13 protein-coding genes, 1 tRNA gene and 1 pseudogene are annotated in these 15,743 nt (G+C 68.4%); 8 read left to right on the top strand and 7 right to left on the bottom strand.

From position 1 onward, the window contains the following. Nucleotides 1–71: 71 nt before the first annotated feature. Entirely contained in the window at nucleotides 72–755 is a 684-nt protein-coding gene (locus DFQ15_RS17125; protein ID WP_146228721.1) for a hypothetical protein, read from the top strand. Nucleotides 756–971: 216 nt separating this feature from the next. Here DFQ15_RS17125 and egtD read toward each other — a convergent pair whose 3' ends face one another. The 4 genes from egtD to DFQ15_RS10910 form a co-directional block, all read right to left on the bottom strand. Beyond that, a complete protein-coding gene (egtD, locus tag DFQ15_RS10895; protein ID WP_110466002.1) occupies nucleotides 972–1,988 on the bottom strand; it encodes an L-histidine N(alpha)-methyltransferase in 1,017 nt (338 codons plus the stop codon). Then, complete coding sequence (egtB, locus tag DFQ15_RS10900) at nucleotides 1,985–3,289, bottom strand: ergothioneine biosynthesis protein EgtB (RefSeq protein WP_110466043.1); 1,305 nt, start codon at nucleotides 3,287–3,289, stop codon at nucleotides 1,985–1,987. The genes egtD and egtB overlap by 4 nt, the downstream gene beginning before the upstream one ends. Before the next feature lie 165 nt (nucleotides 3,290–3,454). After that, nucleotides 3,455–4,030: a hypothetical protein gene (locus DFQ15_RS10905; protein ID WP_110466003.1), complete on the bottom strand. Its 576-nt coding sequence runs from the start codon at nucleotides 4,028–4,030 to the stop codon at nucleotides 3,455–3,457. Nucleotides 4,031–4,086: 56 nt separating this feature from the next. Next, complete coding sequence (locus DFQ15_RS10910) at nucleotides 4,087–4,311, bottom strand: CsbD family protein (RefSeq protein WP_110466004.1); 225 nt, start codon at nucleotides 4,309–4,311, stop codon at nucleotides 4,087–4,089. Between the two features lie 355 nt (nucleotides 4,312–4,666). Between DFQ15_RS10910 and DFQ15_RS10915 the strand changes: the two are divergent. The 5 genes and pseudogenes from DFQ15_RS10915 to DFQ15_RS10935 all read left to right on the top strand — a co-directional run bounded on the left by DFQ15_RS10915 (nucleotide 4,667) and on the right by DFQ15_RS10935 (nucleotide 9,468). Then, nucleotides 4,667–5,443: pseudogene (locus tag DFQ15_RS10915) on the top strand (ABC transporter ATP-binding protein). Continuing rightward, the gene (locus tag DFQ15_RS10920) at nucleotides 5,443–6,177 is read left to right on the top strand and encodes an ABC transporter ATP-binding protein (RefSeq protein WP_110466044.1); all 735 of its coding nucleotides are present in this window, start codon (nucleotides 5,443–5,445) and stop codon (nucleotides 6,175–6,177) included. The pseudogene DFQ15_RS10915 and the gene DFQ15_RS10920 overlap by 1 nt, the downstream one beginning before the upstream one ends. Nucleotides 6,178–6,264: 87 nt before the next feature. Beyond that, a complete protein-coding gene (locus DFQ15_RS10925; RefSeq protein ID WP_110466005.1) occupies nucleotides 6,265–7,461 on the top strand; it encodes an ABC transporter substrate-binding protein in 1,197 nt (398 codons plus the stop codon). Nucleotides 7,462–7,523: 62 nt separating this feature from the next. Then, nucleotides 7,524–8,399: a branched-chain amino acid ABC transporter permease gene (locus tag DFQ15_RS10930; protein ID WP_110466006.1), complete on the top strand. Its 876-nt coding sequence runs from the start codon at nucleotides 7,524–7,526 to the stop codon at nucleotides 8,397–8,399. A 76-nt stretch (nucleotides 8,400–8,475) separates the two neighbouring features. Beyond that, nucleotides 8,476–9,468 carry a branched-chain amino acid ABC transporter permease gene (locus tag DFQ15_RS10935; RefSeq protein ID WP_110466007.1) on the top strand — a complete coding sequence of 331 codons (993 nt, stop codon included), beginning with the start codon at nucleotides 8,476–8,478 and terminating at the stop codon, nucleotides 9,466–9,468. 39 nt (nucleotides 9,469–9,507) lie between these two features. Here the strand turns inward: DFQ15_RS10935 and DFQ15_RS10940 are convergent, their stop codons facing one another. Next, a complete protein-coding gene (locus DFQ15_RS10940) occupies nucleotides 9,508–10,671 on the bottom strand; it encodes a lipocalin-like domain-containing protein (protein WP_110466008.1) in 1,164 nt (387 codons plus the stop codon). Continuing rightward, nucleotides 10,671–13,292: an ABC transporter permease gene (locus DFQ15_RS10945; protein WP_110466009.1), complete on the bottom strand. Its 2,622-nt coding sequence runs from the start codon at nucleotides 13,290–13,292 to the stop codon at nucleotides 10,671–10,673. Before DFQ15_RS10945 ends, DFQ15_RS10940 begins: the two co-directional genes overlap by 1 nt. Nucleotides 13,293–13,431: 139 nt before the next feature. Between DFQ15_RS10945 and phaR the strand changes: the two genes are divergently transcribed. Further along, entirely contained in the window at nucleotides 13,432–14,031 is a 600-nt protein-coding gene (gene phaR / locus DFQ15_RS10950) for a polyhydroxyalkanoate synthesis repressor PhaR (protein WP_110466010.1), read from the top strand. Nucleotides 14,032–14,080: 49 nt separating this feature from the next. Next, entirely contained in the window at nucleotides 14,081–15,487 is a 1,407-nt protein-coding gene (gene rimO, locus DFQ15_RS10955) for a 30S ribosomal protein S12 methylthiotransferase RimO (RefSeq protein ID WP_110466011.1), read from the top strand. A gap of 164 nt (nucleotides 15,488–15,651) precedes the next feature. On the opposite strand, the gene DFQ15_RS10960 is transcribed toward rimO, so the two are convergent. Continuing rightward, a tRNA-Leu gene (locus DFQ15_RS10960) sits at nucleotides 15,652–15,736 on the bottom strand. Nucleotides 15,737–15,743: the final 7 nt, after the last annotated feature.

Here is a 15,743-nt window from a genome sequence, read left to right on the forward strand (position 1 = left end):
GCGGTGAATTTCTAGACCGCATTTTTTCCAGATAGAAGCATTTCCCCTCTACATAAATAGGAGTGTTGAAAATGAAGAACAGCGAACTCAGCGGATACAGCTCGTATTATTACGACCCTAGCACGACACAAAACGAACAATCTTCCACGGGAAGGGCATCTTCTTCATCGAGCAGGCAATACCCGGAGAGCAATGTGTCGGAGTGGTTGAGAAGTAACTCCTTTCGCGCACCGACGGCCGCCGATAATTGGTCGAGGGAAACTGCGAGAACTTCATCTGCACAATCAGATTCGGAGTCAGATGTGGAAGACACGACACAGAGGCTCGGAGAATTGAGCACGCTCAGCGGCGGCTCGTTCACCCGTTCCGACTCCCGTTTTTCAACGATGGCGGATTTAGGCTCGCGTCGATTGAGATTCGAAGATGCTCCTACCGTCTACGAGCCTTCGTCCATCCGCGAACTCTCTTCGGGATCAGGAGTAGCCCCTAGTTACAGTGACCTCGGAAGGCAGCAAAGGATCAACAAGGCGGCAAAGATGACGCTCGAATATATGAACAGCGACGCGAATATGAGAAGTTCAATGTCGGCGATGATGCAAAGAGGAGAAGTGCCAGCAGTGGCTAGACAAACATACAGGATACCAAGTGAAGATTATGCCTCCGTGATCAGTACGGTCACCGCCATGGATAATGAAAATAAACGAGCCGCTCGCGCGGCCAGAGGATCGGTTTTCTCAAAATTTTGGGGATCGTAGGAGGCGCCGAGGCGGGGTGAGATTCAGGCCATCGGGGCCTCCCGCACGGCCCTCTGCCAGAAAAAACAAAGCAATCGCGCACGTCGGCACTCCCGGCCGAGCAGGATAGAGCGAGCCTGGCGGGCGATATGAACCGGCTGGTGCAGAGCCAGTGCACCCGCAAGCCTTTGTGGGCTGTTGCGGGTGGAGCTTGCATTGCCAGATCGGGTGCATACCTCAAAGAGCCGGTGCCGCCAGCCAATGCACGCTGAAGAGACGCGCCGGATCGGTCCATACCGGGCCGGGCTCGAAGCCCGCCCGCACCGCCATCGCCCGCAGGCCGTCGATGGTGAACTTGTGCGAGTTCTCGGTGTGAACCGTCTCGCCTTCCTCGATGGTGAAGCTGCCGCCGCGTAAGCGCACCTCCTGGCGGCAACGGCTCAGCAGATGCATCTCGATGCGCTGCAGCGGCGCGTTGTAGAAGGCCGCGTGGCCGAAGGCGTCGGTGTCGAAGTCGGCGCCCAGTTCGCGGTTGGCGCGCTCCAGGATGTTGAGGTTGAACGCCGCCGTCACGCCCTGCGCGTCGTTGTAGGCCGCATGCAGCAGGGCAGGGTCCTTCACCAAGTCGGCGCCCAGCAGCAGCGCACCGCCTTGCAGCACCTGCGCCGCCAGCTGCAGGAAGCGCGCGGCCTCTTCCGGCGCGAAGTTGCCTATGGTGGAGCCGGGGAAAAAACCGACGCGCTGGCCGGCGCCCTGGGCCGGGGCGGGCAACAGCAGCCGCTGGGTGTAATCGGCCACCACCGGCCGCACTTCGAGCGCGGGGTAGTCGCGGCGCAGCACGGCGGCTGCGGCGGTCAGGTGGTCGCCCGAAATGTCGATAGGCAGGTAGCCGGCGGGTGCCTCCATCGCGTCGAGCAGAATGCGCACCTTGCGCAAGGAGCCGGCACCGAACTCGACGATCTCCGCATGCGGGCCGGCCAGGCGGGCGATCTCGGCGGCGTTCTGTCGCAGCACCGCGCATTCGGTGCGGGTCGGGTAATACTCGGGCAATTCGCAGATCCGATCGAACAGCGCGGAGCCGACCGCATCGTAGAAATACTTGGGCGAGATGCCGCGCGGGCGGCGCAGCAGGCCGGCCTGCAGGTCGCGCGCGAACTCGGCCGCGGCCGGCGGCAGCGACGCCACGGCGGCAGCTTCCGAGTGCCGATGCCGATGGTCGGCGGACGGCTGGGAAGCGGGGTGATGCGGCGTCATGCGAGGTCCTTGGCCAGTCGAAGACCGGAGAACTGCCAGCGTGCGGCCGGCGGAAAGAAGTTGCGGTAGGTCGGCCGGGTGTGGCCCGGCGGCGTGGCCATGCTGCTGCCGCGCAGCACCACCTGGCCGACCATGAACTTGCCGTTGTATTCCGCCGCGATGCCGGGTGCGGGCCGGAAGCCCGGGTACGGGTCGTAGGAAGAGCGCGTCCACTGCCACACCTGGCCTGTCATCTGCTGCAGGCGCGTGTCGGCGAAGGCGGCCTCCCACTCCATCTCGGTCGGCAGCCGTGCGCCTGCCCATTCGGCATAGGCGGCGGCCTCGTAGAAGCTCAGGTGTGCGACGGGCGCGTCATCGTCCATCGGCCGCACGCCGTTCAGGCCGAACACATGCCAGGCCGAGGCTCCGGTCTGCTGCGAAGACTGGCCCGAAAGCGCCAGCCGCGGATCGTCCGCCGCCAGCCAATAGGTCGGTGCCTGCCAGGCCTGCGCGCGGACACGGGCCCAGCCGTCGGACAGCCACAGTTCGGGCCGGCGGTAGCCGCCGTCCTCGATGAAGCGGGCGTAGTCGCCGCAGCTCACCAGCCGGTGGGCTAGCGCGTGCGGATGCAGCAGCACCTGGTGGCGCGGACTCTCGTTGTCGAACGCGAAGAGTGCGTCGTCGCCGTGGTCGCCGGCAGCGGCATGGCCGATCTCGACCAGGCCCGCCGCCCGCTCGATCCACCGGACCGGCGCGGGCGGAGTCGCCAGGCGCAGCGCCGGTACCGCCGCACGTTCGTAGGCCGGCAGCAGGGGGTTGCACGACAGCAGATGCAGCACGTCGGTCAGGATCAGTTCCTGATGCTGCTGCTCGTGGTGCAGGCCCAGTTCCAGCGCGGGCAGCATGCGGGCCCAGGCGGCATCGTCGCAGTCCTGCAGCATCCGGTGGACGGCGGTATCGACATGGGCGCGATAGGCCAGCACCTCTTCGACGGCGGGCCGGGTGATCAGTCCGCGCTGCGGCCGCGGATGCCGCGGGCCGAGCGCTTCATAGTAGGAATTGAAAAGATAGGAGAAGGCCCGGTCGAACGGTGCATGGTCGGGCACCGCTGCGCTCAGCACCACCGTCTCGAAGAACCAGGTGGTGTGGGCCAGGTGCCATTTCACCGGGCTCGCGTCGGGCATCGACTGCACGCACTGGTCTTCGGGCGAAAGACTGCTCGCCAGGTCCCCGGTATGGGCACGCACATCGGCGAACCTTCGTTGCCACCAGGCCCGTGCCTCGGCCGAAGAAGTTACATCGGCCCTCGGCGGGCTGGACAGGTGATGTTCACTGCTCACAAACGGACTCCTCGGTCGCGACACGGTGCAATTTCCTGCCGACGGCGGACGAAAAAACGGGCGAAGGGGAAGGTGATTCCCGATCGCCCGAGCTGGGGGAGGTTGTCGTCGGACCTGGTCAGGCCGTGCGACGGTTATCCAGTGTGCTTACTTGCCGAACTTGGTCTTGACGTCGGCCTGGCATGCGTCCTTGGCATTGCCCGACATCGCATCGCAACGCTCCTTGGCGGCGGCGTAGTTGGCATCGCGCTTGTCCTCGGCGGCATCCTTGCGGACTTCGGCGACCTTGGCTGGCGATGCGTCGCCGGTGCGGGCTTCGCTGGCGGCCTTGCTGACCTTGGCGTCGGCCTTGGCGGCGGTACGGGCCGCCTTGGCATCCTTCACGCAGACGTCCTTGGCGTTGCCGGTCTGGTCGTCGCACTTTTCCTTGGCGACGTCGTAGGCGGCCTCTGCCTTGGCATCACGGATTTTCTTGTCGTGGCCGGCGCTCGGCTTGTACTGGGCTTCGAGTTCGGCCTTGGCGACCTTGTCCTTGCCCTTGGCTTCTGCCATACAGATGTCCTTGGCGTTCTTCTGCATCGCGTCGCAAGCGGCTTTGTCCGACTTGTAGGTGGCATCGATCTGCGACTTGGCAGTGCTGTGCTCTTCCTTGGTCATGGCGCTGGCGCTGAAGCTGAAGGCGCACAGGGATGCGGCGGCGATGGCGATAAGTGCTTTTTTCATGGTTCTACCCTCGGAAGTTAATTCGATCGCTGGCTGTGAAGAAAATCTCGGAAGGCTCAGACGGACTTCTCGAAAAAGAAGTCTGGATTCTTGCCGTGCCATGCGGTGACCTGGCGTTCTGCTTCGTCCTTGTTCAACCCGTGGCGCTCTTGGAGTCGGCCGAGCAGTTGGTCGCGCTTGCCTTCGATGACGTCGAGGTCGTCGTCGGTCAGCTTGCCCCACTGCTCCTTGACCTTGCCCTTGAACTGTTTCCAGTTGCCTTCGATACGGTCGTTGTTCATGCGAACCTCCTTTGGATGTTGGGCCCGACCCCTTTGGCTTGAGCACCGTTTCTTGCGATCCGGTGAAGGGTCCTCGTCGAGCCGTGGGTGAAATGTAATATCGATATTTGGAAATCGCATAGGAGCCGCGCTTCGGAAATCGTAGGCGTCGGCCTACCTCCCGTGTGGGTAGGCAGGACATTCAGTATGCACGGTTTTCGCGACGGCGAAGTCATGCATGCGGTGCATGCATAGGCAATTGTCCCGATACCGTGACATCCGCGCGCTTCGTACGATGGCGACAAGAATCGCCGCACCGGTTCTGCTGCATTGCAGCGCACCGCCGCGGCGCATACAACAGGGAGACACCGGGCGCATGAACGACGACTTGATCCTTCGGACGCGGCGGCTCAACAAGCAATTCCGCGGCTTCACCGCGGTGAACGATGTGGATCTGTCGGTGCGGCGCGGCACGATCCATGCGCTGATCGGCCCCAACGGCGCGGGCAAGACCACCTGCTTCAACCTGCTCACCAAATTTCTGGAGCCGACCTCCGGCACCATCGTCTACAACGGCGTCGACATCACCCGCGAGCGGCCGGCGCAGATCGCGCGGCGCGGCATCATCCGCTCGTTCCAGATCTCGGCGGTGTTTCCGCACCTGACCCTGCTGGAGAACGTGCGGCTCGGCCTGCAGCGGCGGCTGGGCACCTCGTTCGATTTCTGGCGCAGCGAGAAATCCCTGCGGCAGCTCGATACCCGCGCGCTGGAACTGCTCGACGAGGTGGGCCTGCGCGACATGGCGTAAGAGGAGACGGTCAACTTGGCCTACGGCCGCAAGCGCGCGCTGGAGATCGCCACCACCCTCGCGATGGAGCCCGAGCTGATGCTGCTCGACGAACCCACGCAGGGCATGGGCCACGAGGACGTCGACCGCGTCACCCGGCTGATCGAGCAGGTGGCGGTGGGCCGCACCGTGCTGATGGTGGAGCACAACATGAAGGTCGTCTCGACCATCGCCGACACGATCACCGTGCTGCAGCGCGGCGCGGTGCTGGCCGAAGGGCCGTACGCCGAGGTGTCGCGCAACCGCCAAGTGATGGAGGCCTACATGGGCACCACCGACGGCCCTCTGCAGGGGGCGCACGCATGATGGTCGCGTCGCACGATCCGCACGGCCCGGTGCCGGCGCTGGAGATCCACAACCTCGAGGCCTGGTACGGCGAATCGCATGTGCTGCACGGCGTCGACATGCTGGTGCGCCCGGGCGAGGTGGTGACGCTGCTCGGCCGCAACGGCGCGGGCCGCACCACCACGCTGCGCGCCATCCTGGGCCTGACCGGCCGGCGCACCGGATCGGTCAAGGTGAGCGGCGTCGAGACGCTGGAGATGCCGACCCACCGCATCGCCCACTGCGGCATCGGCTACTGCCCCGAGGAGCGCGGCATCTTCGCGAGCCTGACCTGCGAGGAGAACCTGTTGTTGCCGCCGGTGCTGAAGGGTGCGGGCGCGGGCATGTCGGTCGAAGAGATCTACGCGATGTTCCCCAACCTGGCCGAGCGGCGCCACAGCCCCGGCACCCGGCTCTCGGGCGGCGAGCAGCAGATGCTGGCCGTCGCCCGCATCCTGCGCACCGGCGCACGGCTGCTGCTGCTCGACGAGATCTCCGAAGGCCTGGCGCCGGTGATCGTGCAGGCCCTGGCCCGGATGATCGTCACGCTGCGCGGCAAGGGCTACACCATCGTGATGGTGGAGCAGAATTTCCGCTTCGCCGCGCCGCTGGCCGACCGCTTCTACGTGATGGAGCACGGCCGCATCGCGCTGCAGTTCGTGGCCGACCAGCTGGAGGAGCGGATGCTCGCGCTGCACGAGCTGCTGAACGTCTAGCCCGCGCCGGCGGCCGGTGCCACCTTTCCCATTCGCTGCTTCCGCGTCCCCCGACGACGACCGACCCCTACCCACAGGAGACACACCATGCGATTGCGTCTGACCGCACTCACCCTCACCCTGGCCGCCGCGGGCCTCGCATCGCAGGCCGCGCATGCGCAGGAAAAAGTGAAGATCGGCTTCATCACCGACATGTCGAGCCTCTACGCCGACGTCGAGGGCAAGAACGGCGCGGTCGCCATCCAGATGGCGATCGACGACTTCGGCGGCAAGGCCCTCGGCCAGCCGATCGAGCTGATGAGCGCCGACCACCAGAACAAGGCCGACATCGCCGCCTCCAAGGCGCGCGAATGGATCGACACCGCGGGCGCCACGATGATCTTCGGCGGCACCAACTCGGGCACCGCGCTGGCCACGGCCAAGGTCGCGTCGGAGAAGAAGCGGGTCTATTTCAACAACGGCGCCGGCACCTCGGCACTCACCAACGAGCAGTGCAGCCCCTACACCGTCCACTACGCCTACGACACGGTGGCGCTGGCCAAGGGCACCGGCGCCGCGGTGGTGGCCAAGGGCGGCAAGAGCTGGTTCTTCCTGACGGCCGACTACGCCTTCGGCCAGGCGCTGGAGACCGACACGACCAAGGTCGTGAAGGAGAAGGACGGATCGGTGGTGGGCGCGGTGCGGCATCCGCTCAACGCGTCGGATTTTTCGTCCTTCCTGCTGCAGGCGCAGAACTCCAAGGCCCAGATCCTGGGCCTGGCCAACGCCGGCGGCGACACGATCAACGCGATCAAGGCGGCGCGCGAGTTCGGCATCAACAAGACGATGAAGACCGCCGGCCTGCTGGTGTTCCTGTCGGACATCCACAGCCTGGGCCTGAAGAACACCGAGGGCCTTCTGCACACCACCAGCTGGTACTGGGACCTGAACGACGACACCCGCAAGTTCGCCAACCGCTTCTTCGAGAAGACCAAGCGCATGCCGACCGACGTGCAGGCCGCCGACTACTCGGCCACGATGAACTACCTGAAGGCGGTCGCGGCGGCCAAGACCACCGATTCCGACAAGGTCATGGCGCAGCTGAAGAGCATGAAGATCGACGACTTCTACGGCAGGGGCCGGATCCGCGCCGACGGCAGCTTCATTCACGACATGTACCTGGTCGAGGCCAAGGCACCGGCCGAATCCAAGAAGCCGTGGGACTACCTGAAGGTGGTGGACACGCTGAAGGGCGAGGACGTCTTCACCACCCAGGAAGAGTCCAGGTGCGCCCTGTGGAAGTAATGCGGCCGCGCCGCGACGCTGTCCGCGGCCGCGCCGCCTGACGACCCGCCGACCGCCGCTCCATGCCGATATCGCTTCCCGCGCTGATGAGCCAGCTGCTGCTCGGCCTGGTCAACGGATCGTTCTACGCGATCCTGAGCCTGGGCCTGGCGGTGATCTTCGGCCTGCTCAACGTGATCAACTTCGCGCACGGCGCGCTCTTCATGATGGGCGCGATCCTGTCGTGGATGGCGATGAACTACTTCGGCATCGGCTACTGGGCGATGCTGGTGGCGGCGCCGCTCATCGTCGGCGTCTTCGGCGTGCTGATCGAGCGGCTGCTGCTGCGCTGGATCTACAAGCTCGACCATCTCTACGGCCTGCTGCTGACGCTGGGCCTCACGCTGCTGATCGAAGGCGCTTTCCGCTCGGTCTACGGCGTCTCGGGCCTGGGCTACGACACGCCCGAGCTGCTGGAAGGCGCGACCGACGTCGGCTTCATGATGCTGCCCAACTACCGTGCCTGGGTGGTGGTGGCGTCGCTGGTGGTGTGCTTCGCCACCTGGTACCTGATCGAGAAGACGCGCCTCGGCGCCTACCTGCGGGCCGGCACCGAGAACCCGCGGCTGGTCGAGGCCTTCGGCATCAACGTGCCGCTGATGGTGACGCTCACCTACGGCTTCGGCGTGGCGCTGGCGGCCTTCGCCGGCGTGCTGGCCGCTCCGGTGATCCAGGTCACGCCGCTGATGGGGCAGAACCTGATCATCGTGGTGTTCGCGGTGGTGGTGATCGGCGGCATGGGCTCGATCATGGGCTCGATCCTCACCGGCCTGGGCCTGGGCATCGTCGAGGGGCTGACCAAGGTGTTCTACCCCGAGGCCTCGTCCACCGTGGTGTTCCTCGTCATGGTGGTGGTGCTGCTGGTCCGGCCGGCCGGGCTGTTCGGCAAGGAGACTTGACGATGACGCCCCTGCGCATGTCTTTCTGCATCGCCGCCGGCCGGATGGCTGATCCTTTTCCTCGCCCGTGGCACCCATGAAAAAACTGACTGTCGTCGTCTACGCGCTGCTGCTGGTCGCCCTGATCGTGGCGCCGTTCGTGGGGGCCTATCCGGTGTTCGTGATGAAGCTGATGTGCTTCGCGCTGTTCGCCTCCGCGTTCAACCTGCTGCTGGGCTTCACCGGCCTGCTGTCCTTCGGCCATGCCGCCTTCCTCGGCGGCTCGGCCTACGTGGCCGGCTACACCATGAAGGCCCGGGGCTTCACGCCCGAGGTGGGCCTGCTGCTCGGTACCCTGACCGGCGCGGCGCTGGGCTGGATCGTCGGCGTGCTGGCGATCCGCCGGCAGGGCATCTACTTCGCGATGATCACCCTGGCGCTGGCGCAGATGCTGTACTTCGTCGCGCTGCAGGCCAGGTTCACCGGCGGCGAGGACGGGCTGCAGGGCGTGCCGCGCGGCAAGCTCTTCGGCCTGCTCGACCTCTCCGACGACCGGGTGATGTACTACGTGACCCTGGTGGTGGTGGTGGGCGCCTTCGCCCTCATCGTCCGCACCATCCATTCGCCCTTCGGCCAGGTCCTGAAGGGCATCAAGGAGAACGAGCCGCGCGCCACCTCGCTCGGCTACGACACCCACCGCTTCAAGCTGCTGGCCTTCGTGCTGTCGGCCGCGCTGACCGGCCTGGCCGGCTCGCTGAAGACGCTGGTGCTGGGCTTCGCCACGCTGTCGGACGTGCACTGGACGGCCTCGGGCCAGGTGATCCTGATGACGCTGGTGGGCGGCCTCGGCACGCTGTCGGGCCCGATGGTGGGCGCCTCGATCGTGGTGCTGCTGGAGAACAAGATCGGCGAACTGGGCCATGCGCTGGCGCAGCTCACTTCGATCGAATGGTTCGACACGCTGGGCGAGTCGGTGACGATGGTGACCGGCCTGATCTTCGTGGTCTGCGTGCTGGCCTTCCGGCGCGGGGTGATGGGCGAGACCGTCGCGCTGCTGGGCCGGCGCAAGCGGCCACGGCCTGCGGCGTAGCGTCGGCGGGCGGCCCGCGCGGCCGCCGCGCGCCATCGGCTAGAGCCGCAGCGGCGCCACGTATCCGGTCATCTCCAGGTAGCCGCGGCCGCGCGGGGTGCCGGCGGCATCGCGCAGTTCCGACAGCCCTTCCCAGTACACCGCGCCGGTCGATCCGCGGCTGTCGAGTTCCTGCTCGTCCATCAGCGTGTGCAGGGTGAAGGCGCCGGCCGGCGTCGCGATGTCCCAGACCATCGGGTAGCGCGCGCCGGTCTGCGGGCTGCGCCAGGTGCGGCCGGCGGCGAAGCGCACCGCGTCGTTCGCGAAGCGCTGCACCGTGCCGCCCGCCACCCGGAACGATCCGCCCGCCCAGAGCGCGCTGCCGTCGGCGCGGCGCAACCGGAACGCGGTCAGGGCGCTGCCGTCGATGAGGTTGATGCCCAGCCAGTCCCAGCCGACCACGTCGGGGTGCATCGGCGACTCGCTCCACTCGTGGTCGAGCCAGGCCGCACCGCTGCGGGCGGTGGGCGTTTCCAGCGCGAACCGCTCCCGCCCCAGCTGCACGCTGCCGGTGACGGCCAGCTGCGGCACGGTGTAGTAGTAGCTCACCTGCGCCGCCTCGGGTCCCTTGCGCGAGACGGCCGAATCGCCCTGCAGGACGGAATCGCCCTGCAGCAGCAGCGGCTGCGTCTCGCGCAGGTCCAGGTCCAGCGCGAAATCGGCGTTGCGGACCCGGGCCCGGTAGCGGGCCCCGCCGGCGGCGCCGGGCTCCCGCACCAGGGACCAGTCGCCGATCCGCACCGCGGTGTCGGCGGCGCTCGCGTCGGCGGTGTCGGCGCTGCCGGGCGCGTCCATCGGCCGGCCCGACCAGCGGGCGATGCGCTGGTCGTGCCAGAGCCGGCGGCCCCGCAGGTCGCTCAGCGCGCCGTGGGCGAAGAGCAGCTGCCGCGCGGCGAAGCGCGAAGACAGGCCCGCGGTCTCGGCCACCCGGCGCCGGAAAAAAGTCACCTGGAAGCCGAAATCGCGGCCCGCGCTGCGGGCATGGCCGGTGACATACCACCACTCGGTCTGGAAGTCGTCGTGGCTGCCCAGGTCGCGCGGCAGGGCCAGGCCGTCGGGCGCCTGGGCCCGCGCCGGTCCGGGCAGGGTGGCCGCGCCTGCCAGCGCCAGCCAGGCGCGGCGCGACAGGCCCGCGCCGCTCCAGCGGTCGAATGCATCGTCCATCACCAGTCCTCCTTCACCGCCATCACCGCGTCCCGGCCCGCCGCGGCCGCGCCCGCCAGCCGCGCGGTGACGGTGCCCGCCGCCAGCACCGCGCCGGCCAGCGCCAGCAGGCGCAGCCAGGGCACCTGCAGGTCCATCGTCCAGTGGAAGCTCTGCGGGTTGACCACGTGCACCAGCACCACCGACACCGCCAGCCCCAGCGCGGTGCCGGCCACCGCGCCCACCGCCGTCCAGGCCGCACCCTCGCCGGCCACCACCGCCAGCACCTGCCGCCGGGTCAGGCCCAGGTGGGCGAGCAGCCCGAACTCCTTGCGCCGGGCGAACACCTGGGCGCCGAAGCTGGCCGCCACGCCGAACAGGCCGATGCCGATCGCCACCGCCTGCAGCCAGTAGGTGACCGCGAAACTGCGGTCGAAGATGCGCAGCGAGGCGGCCCGGATCGTGCCGGCCGCGTTGAACTCCAGCGCCGTGCCCTCGCCGCCACCGCCCGCGGGTGCCTGCGGCCCCGCCTCGCCGGCCAGGGCGCGGATGCGCGCCTGCAGCGCCGCCTCGTCGGCACCGGGCGCCAGCCACAGCGCCAGGTCGTTGGCCCGACGGTCGCCGGTCAGGCGCTCGTAGTCGGCGGTGTCGATCGCAACCGCGCCGAACTGCCGCACATAGTCGCGCCAGACGCCTGCTATGAAAAACATAGCTGGAGGCCGGCTTTCCGCGCCGGCTGCAGCATCGTTTGGTTGTGAAAACGCCTTTTCCAGCGGCGCGAAGCCGCCGCCGGGCCGCGCGCCGTACAGGTCGACCATCGCCTCGCTCACATAGATGCCGATGCGGCCGGCCGGCACCGGCAGCGGCGCGTCGCGCAGCGGCAGGGAGCCGGTGACCCCGCCATCGGCCGTGCGCAGCGGCCGGGCGATCAGCGCGACCGGCGGCCGGGCCGGCTCCAGCAGCAGCCGGCGGATGCGCTGCGGCTCCAGCCGGGCCACGCCGGGCAATGCGGCCACCGCCTGCACGAACTCCGGCGGCAGGGTGGCGGCGTCGGCCGAGCCGCCGTTGCCGGGGCTGCGCAGGTACAGGTCGGCCGGCAGCACCGCGTCGAGCCACTGGGTGACCGATCCGCGGAAGCTGGCGACCATCACCGTGAGCGCCACCGCCAGCGCCAGCGAGGCGACCACGCCGCTGACGGCCACCGCCGCGCCGCCGCGCATCCGCCGGGCGCGCTCCAGCGCCAGCAGCGGCAGCAAGCGGCGCGCGGCCAGCGGCTGCAGCCGGTCGAGCAGCAGCCCGATCAGCCAGGGCAGGGCGGTGATGCCCCCCACCAGCAGCAGGCCGACCGAGACGTACGCGGCCAGCGGAATCCCCGCGATCGGCGGCGCGAAGGCCAGCGCCACGCCCAGGCCCGCCAGCGCCAGCGGCACCGCGGCGGGCGGGCCGCCGGAGGCCTGCAGGCCCAGGCCCTTGAGCGTCTGCGCCGGCGGCAGCCGCTCGGCCGCCCGCGCCGGCCACCAGCCGCCGGCCAGCGCCGCCGCCACGCCCAAGCCGCCGTAGGCCGCGGCGGCCCATCCGCTGAAATGCAGCTGCGGCGCCACGCCCGCGAAGTAGCCGCCGCCCAGGTCGCCGCCCAGCAGCCGCAGGGCCGCCGTCGCCAGGCCGGTGCCCAGCGCCAGGCCCGCCACGCTGCCGGCCAGGCCCAGCGCCAGCGATTCGGCCAGCACCAGCCCGCGCCGGCCGCGCGGCGTCATGCCCAGCACGCCCAGCAGCGCGAACTGCGGCGCCCGCTTGGCCACGCCCAGCGCCAGCACCGAGAAGACCAGGAACGCGCCGGTGAACAAGGCGATCAGCGCCAGCACCGTCAGGTTGACCCGGTAGGCGCGCGACAGGTTGCCGATGCGCGCCTCGGCGTCGCCGGGTGCTTCGGCCTGCAGGCCGGCGGGCCAGCCGGGTGTCGCCGCCAGCGCGGCGGCGAGGGCGTCGCGCGGGGTGCCGGGCGCCAGCCGAAGCTCGATCCGCGAGATCCGCCCGGGCTGCGCGAACAGCGCCTGCGCCGCGGCGATGTCCATCACCGCCACCGGGCCGCCCTGTGCCGCCACCGTGCCGGCCAGGCGCACCGGCCGCATCTGCAGGCCGCTCTGCAGCATCACCACGGTGCCGGCCGGTGCGGCGGCGAGCCCCAGCGCCTGCAGTGCGGCGGGGTTGAGAAACACCGTGTCGGGCAGGAAGAGCGCCAGCCGGTCGGCCCCGGCCATCGGCGACGGGGCCAGCGCCGGCGCCGTCCACAGCGCGGCCAGCGCATCCACCCCCAGCACCCGGATCGCGACCCGGGGCGACGCGCCGTGCTGGCCGAAGCTGCCCGTCTCCAGCACCGGGTTGGCGACCGTCACTTCCGGTCGGCGCGCCACGGTGCCGAAGACGCGGTCGTCGAAGGTCTCCTGCGCCGCGCGCAGTTCCAGGTCGGGCCGGCCGTCGACCGCGCGCACCGCCTGCGAGAACTCGTCGAGCGCCGAGGCGTTGATCAGGTGCACCGCGAAAGCGAGCGCCACGCCCAGCATCACCGCGGCCAGCGCCGCCAGGTGGCGCAGCGGCTGGTGGCGCAGTTCCTGCCACGAAAAGCTGGTGAGAAGGGCGAGCATGGAAGAAGGCGGTACCTGGGAAGCGCGGCGCGGACCGGTATTGTGGAGGGCGGAGCCGGAGGAGCCGTCGGGCGGGCCGGTCCGGCGCCCCGTGCATCAGGGTTAATCTAGGGAAGGGCCGGCAACGGGCGTCTCTAGAATGGACTGCACGCAAGGGAGGACCGTGCGTGGAACCCCGTCCATTAGGAGTCACGCAGTGCAGAGCAAGAAAATCGCAGGACCGAAGCCCGAGGGCGGTGCGGCGCGGGTCATCAAGAAATACCCCAACCGGCGGCTGTACGACACCGAGACCTCCAGCTACATCACGCTGACCGAGGTGCGGCGCCTGGTGCTGGAGAGCGCGGCGTTCTCGGTGCGCGACGCCAAGACCGGCGAGGACCTGACCCGCAGCATCCTGCTGCAGATCATCCTGGAAGAAGAGGCCGGCGGCGCGCCGATGTTCAGCGAGGCGGTGCTCGCCAACATGATCCGCTTCTACGGCCACGCGATGCAGGGCTTCATGGGCGTCTACCTCGAGAAGAACGTGCAGGCGTTCACCGACATCCAGGCCAAGCTGGCCGAGCAGTCGAAGGGCCTGACGCCCGCGATGTGGACCCAGTTCCTCAACACCCAGTCGCCGCTGACCCAGGGCATGATGAGCAACTACGCCGAGCAGTCGAAGAACACCTTCCTGCAGATGCAGGAACAGATGCAGAAGCAGACCGAACAGATGTTCGACGCGCTGGGCCTGAAGCGTTGAATTCGCCCCGCCGCAGGGGCCGCCGGCCCGGAACGCCGACAATACGGGGATGAGCGAAGTTACCTCCCCATCCCCCACGATTCCTGTCGGCGCGCCCCGCGTCGGCTTCGTCAGCCTGGGCTGCCCCAAGGCATTGACCGATTCCGAGCTGATCCTCACCCAATTGAGTGTCGAGGGTTACCAGACCTCCAAGACCTTCGAGGGCGCCGACCTGGTGATCGTCAACACCTGCGGCTTCATCGACGATGCGGTGCGCGAAAGCCTCGACACCATCGGCGAGGCATTGGCGGCCAACGGCAAGGTGATCGTCACCGGCTGCCTGGGCGCCCGCGCCGGAGACGGCGGCGGCAACATGGTGCGGGAGATGCACCCGAGCGTGCTGGCCGTCACCGGCCCGCATGCCACGCAGGAGGTGATGGACGCGGTGCACCTGAACCTGCCGAAGCCGCACGACCCGTTCATCGACCTGGTGCCCGACAGCTTCGGCGCGGCGGGCATCAAGCTCACCCCGAAGCACTACGCCTACCTGAAGATCAGCGAGGGCTGCAACCACCGCTGCACCTTCTGCATCATCCCGTCGATGCGGGGCGACCTGGTGTCGCGGCCGATCGGCGACGTGCTGAAGGAGGCCCGCGCGCTGTTCGAGGGCGGGGTGAAGGAACTGCTGGTGATCAGCCAGGACACCTCGGCCTACGGCGTCGACGTGAAGTACCGCACCGGCTTCTTCGACGGCCGCCCGGTCAAGACCCGGATGCTGGAACTGGTGCAGGCCCTGGGCGAGATGGCCGAGCCCTACGGCGCCTGGGTCCGCCTGCACTACGTGTACCCGTACCCGAGCGTCGACGAGGTGGTGCCGCTGATGGCCCAGGGCCTGGCCTTGCCCTACCTCGACGTGCCGTTCCAGCACAGCCACCCCGACGTGCTGCGCCGCATGAAGCGGCCCGCCAGCGGCGAGCGCAACCTGGAGCGGATCGAGCGCTGGCGCGCCGCCTGCCCCGAGATCGTGGTGCGCAGCACCTTCATCGCCGGCTTCCCCGGCGAGACCGAGGCCGAGTTCCGGCACCTGCTCGATTTCGTGCGCGAGGCGCAGATCGACCGTGCCGGCTGCTTCGCCTACAGCGCGGTGACCGGTGCCACGGCCAACGACATCCCCGGCATGCTGCCGATCGAAGAGCGCGAAGAGCGCCGCGCCCGCTTCATGGCGGTGGCCGAGGAAGTATCGGCCGCCAAGCTGCAGAAGCGGGTCGGCGCCACGATGCAGGTGCTGGTCGATTCGGCACCGGCGCTGGGCCGCAAGGGCGGCGTGGGCCGCAGCTATGCGGATGCGCCCGAGATCGACGGCACCGTGCGGCTCCTGCCGCCGGAGAAGATCAGCAAGACCCTGAAGGTGGGCGAGTTCACCCGGGCCCGCATCGTCGGCACCGACGGACACGACCTTGTGGCCCAGCCTCTATGACGGGACCCGCCCGGCGCACGGCGATTCCGCACACTGCGGCGTGCCATGCGCCGGTGCCTGCGGCGGCATGCTGGCTGCCACGGAGCTTTCCGGGCAAGAAAAAAGCCGCTGAAGAAACTTCAGCGGCTTATCGAAAACTGCAACCGTTTGGCTACTATCAAACTTGGTGCCCAGGAGAGGACTCGAACCTCCACGATGTTACTCGCTAGTACCTGAAACTAGTGCGTCTACCAATTCCGCCACCTGGGCATTTCAG

It is taken from the genome of Xylophilus ampelinus, from assembly GCF_003217575.1.
GTDB classification, from domain to species: domain Bacteria; phylum Pseudomonadota; class Gammaproteobacteria; order Burkholderiales; family Burkholderiaceae_C; genus Xylophilus; species Xylophilus ampelinus.